This window comes from Neobacillus novalis NBRC 102450 (assembly GCF_001591805.1).
Lineage (GTDB): Bacteria > Bacillota > Bacilli > Bacillales > Cytobacillaceae > Neobacillus > Neobacillus novalis.
Map to the genome: position 1 here is coordinate 24,336 of NZ_BCVP01000044.1, position 14,259 is coordinate 38,594.

The 14,259-nt window shown below is 43.7% G+C and carries 10 protein-coding genes; 4 read left to right on the forward strand and 6 right to left on the reverse strand.

The window, feature by feature from the left end; translation table 11 throughout:
• Positions 1–8: 8 nt before the first annotated feature.
• The 5 genes from BANVL01_RS23295 to BANVL01_RS23315 form a co-directional block, all read right to left on the reverse strand.
• Positions 9–647: a hypothetical protein gene (locus tag BANVL01_RS23295; RefSeq protein WP_066148106.1), complete on the reverse strand. Its 639-nt coding sequence runs from the start codon at positions 645–647 to the stop codon at positions 9–11.
• Positions 648–683: 36 nt separating this feature from the next.
• Positions 684–1,958 (reverse strand): vWA domain-containing protein, encoded by a 1,275-nt coding sequence (locus BANVL01_RS23300; RefSeq protein ID WP_066091974.1) that lies wholly within the window; start codon positions 1,956–1,958, stop codon positions 684–686.
• A gap of 13 nt (positions 1,959–1,971) precedes the next feature.
• Positions 1,972–4,332 carry a hypothetical protein gene (locus BANVL01_RS23305; RefSeq protein ID WP_066091972.1) on the reverse strand — a complete coding sequence of 787 codons (2,361 nt, stop codon included), beginning with the start codon at positions 4,330–4,332 and terminating at the stop codon, positions 1,972–1,974.
• 87 nt (positions 4,333–4,419) lie between these two features.
• Positions 4,420–7,812: a tubulin-like doman-containing protein gene (locus BANVL01_RS23310; RefSeq protein ID WP_066091969.1), complete on the reverse strand. Its 3,393-nt coding sequence runs from the start codon at positions 7,810–7,812 to the stop codon at positions 4,420–4,422.
• A gap of 81 nt (positions 7,813–7,893) precedes the next feature.
• Positions 7,894–9,669 carry a VWA domain-containing protein gene (locus BANVL01_RS23315; protein ID WP_066091966.1) on the reverse strand — a complete coding sequence of 592 codons (1,776 nt, stop codon included), beginning with the start codon at positions 9,667–9,669 and terminating at the stop codon, positions 7,894–7,896.
• A 221-nt stretch (positions 9,670–9,890) separates the two neighbouring features.
• Between BANVL01_RS23315 and BANVL01_RS27540 the strand changes: the two genes are divergently transcribed.
• From BANVL01_RS27540 to BANVL01_RS23325, 3 genes are read left to right on the forward strand one after another with little or no spacing between them, the layout of a single operon-like run.
• The gene (locus tag BANVL01_RS27540) at positions 9,891–10,046 is read left to right on the forward strand and encodes a hypothetical protein (RefSeq protein WP_156351169.1); all 156 of its coding nucleotides are present in this window, start codon (positions 9,891–9,893) and stop codon (positions 10,044–10,046) included.
• Complete coding sequence (locus tag BANVL01_RS23320; protein WP_066091963.1) at positions 10,039–10,971, forward strand: hypothetical protein; 933 nt, start codon at positions 10,039–10,041, stop codon at positions 10,969–10,971. Before BANVL01_RS27540 ends, BANVL01_RS23320 begins: the two co-directional genes overlap by 8 nt.
• 16 nt (positions 10,972–10,987) lie before the next feature.
• Positions 10,988–12,769 (forward strand): hypothetical protein, encoded by a 1,782-nt coding sequence (locus BANVL01_RS23325; RefSeq protein WP_066091960.1) that lies wholly within the window; start codon positions 10,988–10,990, stop codon positions 12,767–12,769.
• A gap of 39 nt (positions 12,770–12,808) precedes the next feature.
• Here the strand turns inward: BANVL01_RS23325 and BANVL01_RS23330 are convergent, their stop codons facing one another.
• The gene (locus tag BANVL01_RS23330) at positions 12,809–13,111 is read right to left on the reverse strand and encodes a DUF4359 domain-containing protein (RefSeq protein WP_066091957.1); all 303 of its coding nucleotides are present in this window, start codon (positions 13,109–13,111) and stop codon (positions 12,809–12,811) included.
• Between the two features lie 226 nt (positions 13,112–13,337).
• Between BANVL01_RS23330 and BANVL01_RS23335 the strand changes: the two genes are divergently transcribed.
• The gene (locus BANVL01_RS23335) at positions 13,338–14,213 is read left to right on the forward strand and encodes a zinc ribbon domain-containing protein (RefSeq protein WP_066091954.1); all 876 of its coding nucleotides are present in this window, start codon (positions 13,338–13,340) and stop codon (positions 14,211–14,213) included.
• The last annotated feature ends 46 nt before the right edge of the window (positions 14,214–14,259 follow it).

Consider the following 14,259-nt stretch of genomic DNA (forward strand, 5'->3'; position numbering starts at 1 on the left):
AGGGCCCCCTATTCAGGAATCAGCTCGAAATACTGTGCTGATGTCCTTCCGTTGCTAAAAAAGATACGAATAAACTCATTTTTGTCGATTTCAATTTCCGGTGCCAATGTTTTCCCTGATGGGAAGCTGCGCACAAACGGATAGACCGTACCGTCATCAATCGAGATCGGAACGCCCCCGCTTTTTTTCACATATACGAGCAGTTCTTTATCAAGCTCCAGCTCAGACATGATTGATATTTTTACCTTTTTCCGAGACTGAAAGAGTTTATTTTTATAGGTGATAGAAAAATAAATCTTCGCTTTCGAGCCCGAAATATAAATAAGATTCTCGTCGTTTTCCTGACTAAAAATGACAAGCTTGCCATCCCGTTTCTGACAAGGGAAAATGCGAAAGGCACACGTGCCGACGCAATCGATTCTGCCAAGATACCCCTGGTTTGCTTTATATTCCTCGCGCGTGTAGAGAATCAAATCCTGTTCCGTGATTTCGCTGATTGCTCGGAGGCCATCGGCTGGAGCTTTATAAATATAAACAAAGTCAATCTCGTTGGACCAAAACCAGGTGAGATGAACCTCAGAATCGCGGACAGCCTTGCGTAAGTCTTTTATTTCCTGGACAGGGGAAGTAATGGGTTCCCAGTTCACCGAATATCACCTCCAACTCTTTAAAACGTAAGCGTGTTAAAATCCTTTGTTATACTGATTTCTTTTCGAGGACGTATCACGAACGGTAACATCAGACCCGCCTGGGTGACGTCCTGGACGGCCGGCAAATTTCTCGCGAATCGGGATGATCATCGTCCCGAGGGCAGTCAGCGCAGTTAATAATATCGCCGCGGCCATGCGGTAAGAGAATCCTGACATCAGGCTATCCTGCAAACCAAGCTCAAGCACAAGCCCGGCCAATAGTCCGGCAATCAACCCAGTGACTCCATAGCTTTTTGCCAGATAACGGTTGTCAAACACGATTCCGAGCGAAAGACCAAACAGTCCGCCGATTAACGTCATCAACAAAACACGGAGCACAGCGAGATAGACGCTGTCTTTAAACAAACCGTGCCGTTCCGTTACGAGCAGACGGTCCTGGTTTTCTAAGTAAATTTTTTCAAACACATTTGTTAACTCATCGGCTTTTTTGACATCATAGAACGAACCGCCCGTACGCGATGCAATCAATTTCAGGAGCTGAGCGCCGCCGCGGTCAATTTCGCTCATCCCAATTGTATTGATGATGATACCCTTGCTTTGATAGGGCTTGGCAACCGCATCGAGGTCGAGCTCACTGTAGCCGTCAGAAAACAGAATCACCATTGATTTCCGGCCTGACTTTTGATTGTCATCAATCTCGTGAATGGCCGTGTCTAAGGCATGGCCAATATCAGTCCCCCCGCTGTATTCCAAATGATTGATTTGGTCGATGGCATCGGTCCGTTCTTGTTGATCACCAATGCTAAACATCGATTTTGTTGTAGAGGCCTTCTCATTAAAAGAAATAATCGAAGCACGATGAGTTGGCTCCATATTTGAAATTAGCTTACCAGCAGCCTTCAGGCTTTCGCGGCCAGGGTCGGTTTCATTCATGCTGTCGGAAATATCCATGACCATGACAATATCGTCCGGCGGCTTGACACTTGAGAAATTAAGAGAATATAAGAATTGAAAAATAAGTCCGGCACCAAACAGCATCACTAGTGTCGACGGAACAAGAAACTTCCAAGATAGGCCTGAGTATTCTAAGCGCCAGCTCCGGCCGTTAATGACCGGGCTAATGATTTCTGCCAACAGAACAAGCAGGCCGGCAATAAAGGCCAGCTGGCCGAAATAGGCCCCCATTAACAGGATATTGGGCCAGACGCCGTAATAGGAATCCAATAACCATTCGCCAATCACAGCACCGATAAATCCGGCAATAAGACTAAATAGTAAAAAGAGGAAACTAAATTTTCGGACGGGCATCTTCACAATCTCCTTAAGAAATAGAGTTGGTTTTCACGGATTCCGAATGGAACTGATAACCATTTTCGCAGTAGGCTTTGTAGTATCGTTGACCGTTGCGGTAGTACATTAAGTCTTTAAGCTGGAAGCCTCCCATTAGCGCCAACTTTTCAATGCCGCTTGATTTTTTCTCATGGGCGCAGCCCGCCTTGAACTGCCTTGTTTCCTGTTCCTTTTCTAAGGCGAACTTCATGAATTTGCTGTAAAAATCGCCAAAGAAGTACCTTTCCTCGTAGCGGTGTTTTTGTGTATAGTTATAAACTTCAATATGAATCGCCGAATTTTCTTGCAGGCGTGCATGTAATTGCTTGAACAAATCCTCTTTGGAAAGAACATCGCGGTTGTCATAGCGCGTCATGACATTGGCCCGCTCTAACAGCTCATCTTCAAAGCTGCGATGGAATTCATCCTGCGTTAACACATCGCGATTGCACAGGAGCAGGACTCTTTCTACCAAGGCCGCAGCACCGTTTTCAAGCAAGGAAAGCCGGTTTCCGAAGAAGCGCTCATCCATCAGAAAATTTGGCCCACGTTTTTCCTTCAATTTAGCTGTTATCGCGCTAATAATATCTGCATAGTATTCGGCAATATTTTGATCCAAATAATCATCGGCATCATAAAGACTCTCAAGCGCCGCTTGCTTCAGATAGGATTGAACCTCGTCAATAATCGCCATTTTCTTACGGATATACAGGTGTCTCGCTTCTAACACCTCTAGGTATTGCGTTAAGATTGCTTGCTTTACCTTAAGCTTGAGAATTTCGTATTTTGTCCCGTAAACCGCATCGAAAAAGTAGTCCAAGAAACTGTTTAGGTTTTTCTTATCGGCAAAAGGGAGGAAGCTCTTTTTGAAATCACAGCTATCCACCATTTGCTGGTAGAGCTGTTCGAGCTCCGCTTCTGCTGTTAAGCGGTCGTTTTTTGTGCTCCGGAGCCGTTTTTGGATTTCATTGATAACACTCACCTCAGACGGGGAAGAATCCGGGGCGGTCCATAAATAGGCGCAATATAAGCCGTATTTTTCATGATTGATCACATTGTCAGCGAGGCTGTGCTCGATATGCTCCTTTAAGTTCAGCGATTGTAAATAATCATGAACAGGCTCTTCAAAGTTGACGGCGAAGAAGGCTTCCGTACCGCCTTCATACAAATATTCTTCCGCTTCCTTAACAGACATTCTTTTGACGGTTTGATAAGAATGGGAGACCGCCATTAAGCTATTCATGTCTGCTAGTTTTTCGGCAGAAGGCAAATAAGTATGAAAGTATTTTTGAAAAGACGCCTCGGACAAACCGAATAGGCTGAGTACTTTTTCAAATGGCTCCGTACTTGAAGCTTTTAAAGATGCAAGCATTTCATTGAAAAAATGACTTGCCGCTTGAAGCGCAATCGCCTTGTTGGGGCGGTTCACCTTCGCAAAGCCCGCGGAAGCATAAACCGGTTCCGCTGAATTTCCTCTTATGCCTCTTTTGAAATCTTGATGATTATAGCTGTCCATCTTTTCATGGTAGTCGGTAATCATTTTTCGGTTTTTTAAGAGATTGAGATTGCTGATAATCTCATAGTTTTGCATACCGGCATCACTTGAAATTAACCCATCTTCATTTTTGTCGCTTAATAAATAGACCAGATCAAAGAGTGGGGAAGGAGGGTGACTAACCGGCAGTCTCAGGTGATCCTCTGTCAGCTGGATGTCCTTTTCAAAGCTGTATGCATCGGCTTGATAGCAATCTAATTCGTTGAAAAAACTAATCCCGAGCGACGCAGACAGGGCAAAGTTATCGCCGTCCTGCTTCTCCTTGATCAATCCATATAAATCGACCTCAACAAGTCGAAACGACTCCTGGAGAATACTTTTCAATAGCAGTGTAAATTCTTGAATCAGGATATTAGCAGGGTCGTCGATGGCCGTCACCACACAAACATTAACTTTTTGCAAGGAAGAATAAACCTTGCCGTATTCTGCGACCATTGACGAAAGCTTTCGAAAGGTTTTATTTAGTTCAATCAGCAAATTTTCATCACGGTAAAAGGCATCGTAAATGCCCTTGCGTTTATATTTGCGGTCAAGTCCATGGCCGGGTATCTGGATCGATAACAGGTTATCCCCCGTAATGGTGTCTGTTTGATGGGCGTGAAAATATAAGACACCCGAGCTGTTATGCCATTTCTGTTCATTAATCGTCATCACCGACTGGAGCGCATCCTTGACATCATCACCCAAAAATAAAAAGACAATCGGATGGTTGACACTACGCTGTTCATTTTCTTCTAGTGTCATTTTCTCAAGCTGGTTAGCATAGGTGTTGGCATACTTTTGTAGAAGTTCTCGCAAGCTGATCCCCCCAAGCTGGGTATGATAAGATGGCAGGCCACAAGCAAATCCCGCATGTGGCCTAATCCATTATCTGTATTCATTTCATTATGATTTCAATTGCCGTAGCATGTCATTAACCTTTATCATCATTTCTTTATAGAAGCTATACAGTTCTTCACCGTTGACAAGGTCCTTGTAGTCGTAATCAAGGGCTTCTTTCTCCTTTTGATACGCCGCCGCCATTTCCTCTAATGCCGCAGTCAGCTCCGCCGCACTTTCTTGACTAATTAAGTCATTGCTGCGCCGCTCTGATTTCTTTTCAAGCTGGTCCATCTGTTTCGGGCTTAACCCTTTAAAGGCTTGAAAAATCTCGAAATCAACAAACTTCGTTGTCTTCATTAGGTTAACGAATGGCTCCCAGGCATCTTCCTCAATCTCTTTATCGAAGACATAAAGGGCGCCGCGTTTACGGATGGTTTTGGTGTAAACGGCCTGGATGAACTGATTTAACGATGCTTCTTTTTCATTTTGTGAGGCAATAAATTGCTCAATCTCTGCGATTTTTTCACGAATCTCGCTGTACTTTCTAACTTCCAATTTCACCTTTTCAATCAGCTTCGGCGAACGGATGAAGTTTTCCTTTGCCATCTCCAAGTTCGTACTGCCGAAAATATCACTGGCACCAGAGGATTCCATTCCACCGGCCATCATTTCTTTCAACTGGCGGTGGACTTGCTTCAAATTCCCAAGACTTGCTTTGTCTAACTGTTTTGCATCCACTTCATGCGCCGCAAATAACTGCTCTAGGTTTACGTCTTTTGTAAACTTGCACGAGAAGCGTGCACTGGTGTTTTGATCGGAATTCTTCTCGCTGATCGTGCCAAATTCCATCGCTTGATCAAACATGGCGCGGATACTGGCATTGTACGCTTTGACGCGCTGGTTTTCGTACGTATCTCCCCATGACCTTTCCGGAATCGGTGACGGGAGGTAGGCCCAGTTTTCCTTATCCGTTTGGACAAGGTGGCGGCCGACGCCCTCTTTTTCTAAAATCGTTTTTTCATACGAATTTTCGTAAATCGGCAGCGGTGAGTAGGCGAACAACGGAATCCCGTTTTTCGTGTTCAACCAGAAAATCCGGTTTTTCAGTTCACTTTCTTTCACCGTGAAGTGAGATTGGCTGATTGAATGCTTCTGGAAATTTTTGATCCCGGCTAAGATCTTCGGTGCCTTCACGGGAACGGAGACAAATCCCCACTCAGGGAAGTGAAGCTGGCCGGTGCTGTTAGCAAGATGGAACACCGGCAGGGCATCACGATCAAGCCTTGCTGCAATTTTCTCTTCAATAATCCTGTCAATCGGCTCCTCTTCGCCGTATTTGAGCCTTAAGAAGTCTTCCATCGACTTGGTAATCAATTCACCGAACTGGTCAGTCAAGAATTCGGAAACGGTGCCGACAACGTCTACATCTGATTCCTTCACCCAATAGGCCGATTTTTCGAGGAGCATTTCCGACCATTGCTGCACGAGGATTTCGCCGTCCTTGGAATCAAACATCCGCTGAATTTCGCGGGCGACATCCGGGACACTGACTAAATGCCAATAATAGGTGACATTGTCTTCCAGTCTGACTTCTTCGCCATCGACAAGAATATCGGCATTCTTTTCAAAAATACCTTTCAGCGTTTCGAGAATTTCCTTATACACTTCATAAATCTTGTTATTCTGGTTATTGAGGAGCTGGTACAAATCCTCGTAGAATTCGATCATTTCCTCAATCCGCGCCTTTTCAGCTTTCGCATACACTTCATTCAGCTTTGCCTCGATATAGGCATTTTTTTTCTTCTCTTTCGAAATAAAGGCGCTTCTTGCATCCTCAAGACGATTGAGGGCATACTCCTGTTCCCCTTGAATTGCTTTAGGCAGCCGCTCTAAGCGGTCGCGCAGGCCATCCATATATACCTGTAAGGTTTTTAATAGACAAAAGCCATCGTTTGAGTGAATCAAGCGCGATGCAAAAATCGGCCCTTTTTTCGGGTGAAGGAACAAGCGCTCAATTTGGCGCCGGAATTCTTCCATGATTTCGCCAGGAAGCTGCCTTTTGCATTTTCGGTACTCTTCTCTCGCCTTAACTAAAAATTCCCGCTCTAACTCTTCATCTAAATTGATGACAGACGTTTTAATCACATTGTTGTAAGAGAAGCGGTCGCTATTTTCAAAGCCAGATAATGGTTCCGGGACCCGCTCGTTGAAGCGCTGATGGACAGAATCTGGGTCAATCCGGAGCCGTTCGGTAAATTGCTCCACCTCCGCCTGGTCGGGACCAGCATCAAACATCGTGTTCATTTTTTCAAACAGCTTATAGCCGATATAGGTTGTCATTTCTTCGAGCGGAATCTCGGCCATCGAAGCGCCGATAATGTTGTACTGATAGTTAGCGGCATATGGCTTTGGCATGACCGCAATATTGGTACGGATATTACTGATATAGTCGTGGATAGCAAACTCTTCGCCTGATTGCTTTTCTTCACTGGCCATGAAGTTGGTGATATTTTCAGCTGTGACATTCATGCAGTAATCATACGCATTCTCGAGCCATTTGCCTTCAAGATTCGTTCCGGAAATTAAGTGACAGAGATTAAATGGCGGCATTGGTGAATTTACCTCTAAGATGCTCCCATATTTCATTTTGAAGCGCTCATTTCTTTCATCACAGTTCATCCAGTAATCAAGCTCTTTTAAGGCAGCGTAGCCATTTTTTTCAATGTATTCGGCGGTGTGCGAGCTTAGGCCTCGTTTTGATAAATTCACATCTGGTGTAAATAAATAGCCAAGCATGCTGACCTTATCGACACCGGTTGGACCAAATTTACGCTCCATAATGCCGCGAGTGATATAGGCAATATCGAGGTAGCAGCCGCTCCCGGTACCGCCGGAAAGTCCAGTAAGGAGGAAGACGTATAACCGCTTTCCGGTACCTTCGAGCACAGCCTCAATCTTTTTCTCAATCGTTTTGACGACTTGATTGATTTTGGTAAAAAGGAGCAAGCGTCCAGCTTGACGGACACCGGAAGCGCCGCTGATTCCATCGGTAATCGACAACTCTGGTGATAACCATTCCTTAATATAGGATTCAATCGTGCTCCGATTTGAAAGCAGGCTGCCGATTTCCGGGTTGGAGAGCAGAACGAATTCTTTGTTCGGGTCTAGGCCAACCCCATTGTATTTTTTGTTACGGTCATGTTCGTTCGTTTCAAATGCCAGGAACTCAATATTATTTGGTTTTTCCTTTTTCTTTTTCGATAATGGATCCTGGGGAAGCTTGAAACGGCGGTTTACTTGATATTTCAGCCGGAGCAGGGCATCAATCCCGGTGCCGCCGAGGCCGATGACGAGCATTGGATTATCAATCGTATCAACGCGGATTTTCTCCGAAATAATGCCTCCGCCTAAGGAAACATCTAATTGCTGGATATGCTCTTTGACATTTGCTTTCATGCAAAAATTCCTCCCTGGTGTGTTCGCTTGTGAAGGGTGTCAGGCACCTCTCGTAAGTGCCTGACACCCTTTACTGTTTATTTAACTTATATACTCGATATAGACTGATTTATTAACCTTTTTTAACACGATGCGCAGGCGGTCGTTTTTCTTCACATCAAGGCCGCGCTTCGCATCAATCGCCCGCCCGCCTTTTTCAATCGTGCAGTCGGAGTTATTGACGAGCATCAAGGTATCACCGGAAGCCGGCTTGAAGATGATTTGTTCGGTTTCCGCGATCTCCGGCGACAGCGACAACAGCTGATGGAGCCGGAATTTGCCTTTAAAGCCTTTCAATTTCTTAAATTGCGGATTGGTGCGTTCGCCTGTATCCTCATCCTTTATTTCGATGACGATTTGCCCGCTAAAACCGCGGTTTTTCTCTTTCATTTTTGCCAAGAGGAAGTAAACAAGGGCCGCGAGCAGGAGGGCACCGATGACAGCAAGGATGACATTGAGCCAAGGGAATGGTTTATCATCCTCCGTTTGACTTGGTTTGGTCACAGCAGGTGCCGCCTGCGTCTTTAGAACGCTAATCTTTTGCGGCGGTGACTCCCGGAAAAAGCTATTGTCCTCGGCCTTGACTACGACCTCATAGTTTGCAGCATTCCCAAGCTTGAATTGGCCTGCAAAGCCCTGATCATCCGTTTGTAAGGCGAAGTTCTCTGTTTTTCCATTGTCGAGGTCTTTGACAAACAAAGTCGCCTTCATGGATTGATAAATATCTTTGTCGCTAATCACTTTGCCGTTATCTTCAAAAAAGGCGCCAATCTTGACGGTTTCGCCAGCTTTGTAGCTCTGTTTGGCGAGCGGGGCGAGCTTCAGCTGCAAGTCATAGTTAAAGACAAGATTAATATCAATTTTATCCTTTGGAACCCCTTTAACCTTCAGTGTCCAATCGCCTTGAACAGGCTTCATCAGCTTGACCATCGAGTACGTCCTCGATTTCGACAAGAGGACTTGGTCGGAGGGAATGGCCAGTTCTTTACCGGAAGGGTCGATAAGCTTGACTTCAACCGGAGCGCTTGAAATTAACGAAATATTGGCTTCTAAAACATTCTCATTGGGAACATTAATTTGGATATCCTGGAATTGCCCGTTGCCAACGACTTGGTTAACGGGGACAATTTTTAACTTTAAGTGATTTGCAAAAATCTCACTGAGGATCGCTGGAAGCTTATCCGCTGAGCTTGTCTCAAAGAATTTCCCGTTCGTGCTTTTGGCGACATTTGTCAGCACATCCTTGTTGAGCTTGCCATCTGCGTTCAAGCCAATCGTATAGATGGGATATCCCTTGGCCTTCGCATTAGCAACCGCTTTGGCTAGGTCATCATCTGCCTGTTTCGCCGTTTTCGGTTTCTTCGGGTCAAGTTCATTGTTGCCGTCGGCCAAGACGACAATCAACGGAAAGTATCCTTGCTCGTGGCTTGAATCCAGCACCTTGACGGCTTCCTTTACCCCGGTGGATATATCCGTATACATATATTTTTCAACTGAATCGATAAACTCTTTCAGATCGTTCTTGTCCTGTTCGGACTGGATTTTGACAAGCGCCTTTTCACGCATGACTTCATCGGAATAGGCAATGGCGCCAATCTTATCTCCTTTTAGGGAGGCCATATCAATAAACATCTTCATCGCTTCATTACTGATGTTGTTTGGGTCGCTGCTTTTCATTGAGTTACTAACATCAACTACGAGCATCCCTTCCATTCTCGATGTGGAACTTAATGGACTTGCGGCGTGTACAACTATGGAGCTTAAATTGCCGAAAAGCCAAGCGATGACGATCAAACTACTAAACCATTTTTTTAACATCTGTGTGCAACCCCCACCAGCAGTTTCCTTTTTCGCGCAAAAGTAACAAGTTTCTGCGTGATAACCCCATTTTACCACCACTGCCAGAATATTCCCAAACAATAATTCCCTAGATATAATAAAAAATTCCTATTATAATATAAATTAATGTATTTAATGGAAAATCTATGTAACTTTTTGCCGAAAAATAGCTGGTATTTATCCGAATAGGAGGAATCAGAATGAGTATTTATAGTATTGTGTTTACTAGTATTCTAGTTGTAATCCTTATCTGGAAAACGTATAAATTATTCAAAAATAAACGAAACAGCGGCGACTTCGAAGGGATTGACGACGAATTAGTGATTATGCTTAATGAAGGTGATTCCATTGGCTAAACAGGCCGTCCAGTTAACCAAAAAGAAGCGGACGAAATATCGCTATCAAAAGCTGAAAATGTGTAAAAAATGCAATCGCTATTCCGTCCTTAAGGATCAGAACTGCTCGAAATGCGGAAGCGCTTATGTTGGCATCGAAAGATTAGTCAAAACGATCTTTAAAAACCGTTTACTTACCGAAGCAATGTGGATTTTAATGATTGTCAGTATTGGCATTGTGGCAGCGCCAACAGTTCAAACATTGTATTATTCCTTGATCGCCGGTTTAATTTTTTGCATCAGTTATGTCATCCTGACGTTCGTCTTCATGAAAAGTGAGTTTTTCACCCAGTTAAAAAGGCTCCTCAGGGCCGATTTCAAAAGAATTCAATCCGGCATCCAGTTTGACAGTGAGCTTGCTAAAGCGGATGTCAAAGAGGAACGGCTTGCTCCCGCCTATGAAAAGCTCCGCGAGATTGGCGATTTTATTTATAGTGATCAAGTGAAAATCCGCCGCGTGATGGTATTAAACGAAATTATCCTCAGAAGTGATATGGAGCTTGAGCTTGAACCGCTTATTCCTTCAACTTATGATAAGGATTTTGTGCACTATGCCCTTGAGGTATTAAGAATCAATCGGACGCTGATTACAAAGAAGTGCATCGCCTATTTTATCCACTATCGTGATGCGATTGTCATCGACTTCGGGATGGATTCGCTCATGACTGTTGCCGGGACATCGTTACGAATGAAGCTGTACATCGTTGAATTTTCCGAGTTTATCGAGGAGTTTCTTGAATACTTTCCAAAGGAACGTGTCCTTCGGCTTTGCAATATTCTCTATTCCAACCCCGAAGTGGACTGGGGCGGTCTTTTAGAAAAGACAAAGCATTTGGTTGCGATGAAGTACAATTACGACCCCGATTTCAAGCGGTTTGTTTCGTAGAAAGGACACAAGCGCCATGTTTAAATTGACGGTTTATAAAAAAGTGAATATGTCTCGGAATTTTTTCTTACTGATCCTGATTTTTCTGCTCGTGCTTGTCGGTGGCAAAATTATCATGGCCCATGAAAAAATCAATACCTATAAGGAAGCAATAAAGTTATATAACGCTGGAAACTTACGAGCCGCAGAAAAGAAGTTCCGGGCAGCCAAGCTGAATGTAGTGGTCACAGATCATAATCAGGACATTAATCTAAAGCTGTCGATTCTATCACCCATTCGCGAAGTAATCGAAGATTTAGATGAAAAAGCTGCAGGTTTTTACGAGAAACAGGACCTCGACAAACTTGTTGATATGTACAATCGCTGGCAAGAAAGCCGGAAAAAATGGGTGTCAGGCACCGCAATTCAAAAGAAAATGTATGAAGAAATGGTCGCATTTACGAAGCTTGATCAGGATATGCTTGGTTATTTTTCAGAGATTAAGCAGACGAATCTCGCAAAATTGCAAAATTATTCGCCAAAGAGCAGTGCTGAGGAGGAAGAGGTTTTTAACAGCTTGAATCAGGTGCCTGCTGAATATTACGGCGGCGACACTAAAAAAACGAAAGAGATCCAAACTGCTTTCCACAACTATTACGCGGCCATAATGAGTAAATTAACCGCAGCAAACGCTCCGGTTGTCGATATTACTGTCGAGGGGGAGCGCCAATTCGGGATGCTCGCCAAATTTTCAATTGATGTTCGCTGGATTACGGACACGCTTGACCGCCATTTAGTAAATGCCCTTTCTTCGGCGCTTGCCAAGAAGGATTATTCCACCTTTGCCGAGCAAGCAAATACCGTGAAAAGACTGTCTGCAAGCATGGGAACGGCAAAAGTTTTTCCATTTATCGGAAAATCAAAGACTGACTTACTGGCCGATGCGAAGAAACTCGTCGCGGGCAATAAGTTCGCGGATGCCATCAGCATTTATGAAGCCTTGAGACCATTAGAAAATACCGATCAGCTTCTCACCAATGCCAACCTCGCCTGGGATAAATATGAACCGATTCGCGTGCTCCAGCGGCTGAATCCTGGAAAGGAATTTCCTCATTTCGTGAACGCGAAAAACAAATGGGGAGCAGACAGTGTGATTGCGGCCATCTCCAAAGACGGCGGGATTTATCTTGGCAAGCTTAAGGGGGAAGAGGCGATGGTAGTGACCGAAGGAAGTCTTCAGGGTTCACCGATGATAAGTAAGCTCACATTTCAGAGCAATTTGAGTAAAGCCGACAATCCGGTTATTTACATCGAGGCAAAATCTTCGGAACGGAAGCATCGTTATATAGCCTATGAAGTCCGCACCAATTCGATGGAGAAAATTCTGGATGTCGAAGCAGATAACCTTACCGTTGAATCGAAATATAGTTTATTAGCCGATAATCCAACCGGTTCCGGAGCTGGCCAGCTGGCCTACTATGAGCTCAGCAGCGATGGAGACTACCAATTTACAAAAATAAAAGTAGACTACGTCGATATTTCCGTACAGGATATTGCCCAGTACTACGGGAAAAAGGTCCGCTTCACTGCCTACACGACAGTGAATCAAAGCGGCGGTGCCCTAGTAACCTTATCGGAAACCTATAACTATAGTACCGAACGCTGGGATAAAACGTATTTATTGCTAAAGGGACAATCAACACTGATGATCTACAGGGATTATACCGTTATCGGAACGTTTACTAGCTACACAAACATAACCGATGATTATGGTGAACAAATACGCGTCCCCGTCTTCCAGATTGAAAAAGTTGAATAATAGCAAAGGCCGGTCTTTCTAAGGGACCGGCCTTTGTTATTATTCTTCAGTGCCTGACAGCGGGATAAAATGATTGAAAATCCCGATCGAAGTGACTTTTCCCATTCCCACCTCGGAAAAATCTGTTTTATAGATGGAAAAAATAAAATAATCTTCTTTTGTGGTTCCTGCATCAAAAATGGATTTCCCGGCAAGTGTTAGAATGCCTTTTTCCAGCAGCGAAGAGGATTTATCGATTGTCTTGTGATTAATCCATTCGAGATAGTCCGAACGTTGAGGATTTGTTGCTGATAAAATGAGTATTGCCGCGACCAAGAGAATGATGGAAAAAAGACGCTTCATTTAGCCAATCTCCTATTCATATAGTTTATCGCTGTTAATTTTTATATTATAAAGTATAAATTGGAAGGTATCTTTTGTAAATAACCACAGCAGTTCAGGGACAAAAGTCTGGGAAATTTGTAAAAATTGTTACAAAAGGGTGAATATTTCTATTATAATGTTATAGAATGAAAGAAATGTGAGGCTTACTGCCTATTCACAACTTACTAGAGAAAGGAAGATTTAGATGCAGTGTCCAGTATGTTCACATCAAAATGAGGGAGGGAAGTTCTGCGAGCAGTGTGGGACAAAGTTAGAAACCGCTGCCTACCAGGAGGCCGCTCCAACAGCTGAGCCAACGATGAATCAAGCGCCAAGCTATACAAGCCAGCAAGGCTACCAGCAGGGTAATCCACAGGGTTACCAACAGGGTAATCCCCAAGGCTTTCAGCAAGTGAACTCACAGCCAAACCAATATTTAGAGGGCGCTAAAAATATTTCCAAAATGTATTTTGGCTACTTCATGGAGGTTTTGAAAAAGCCTTATGCCAGTTCAAAATCAGTAGGGGAAGAACACTTTACCAATGCTATTATTACCATTGTTTTATATTCTTTAATTATTCCGTTAATGCTTTACTTTGGAATTAAAAGCTTTACTTCTTCCCTCAGCGGCATGTGGGGCAATACACTTGACATTAGCCCGCCATTTACAGAAACGGTCATTTATCCAACGTTTGCCTATGCGATCTTTATTCTATTAGTGGCGACATTTAGTTTTGCTGCCGTGAAGCTAGCAAAGGTGAATGCTTCCTATAAGGAAGTTATTTCAAGATTTGGCTCATTCCTTATTCCATTCCTAGCCATTCTGCTTATTGGATTTGTCCTGTCACTGTTGAAAGCGAAAATCTTTGTTTTATTCCTTGTTTTGGGTTTTTCAACGTCCTTGATTGTCGTTCCAACGCTAGTAATTGCCAGCTTCAAGAAGGAAACTCAAGATGGGCTAGATGTTATTTACGGGACTATACTAACGTATGTCTTAACATGTATTACGATCGCGATTATGAGCGAAATGCTATTCGAAAGAATCGTCACTGCCTTTTACCAGGCAATCTCGTTATTCTAAAAAAAGCTTGATAGGAATAATACCCTATCAAGCTTTTTTTATCGAA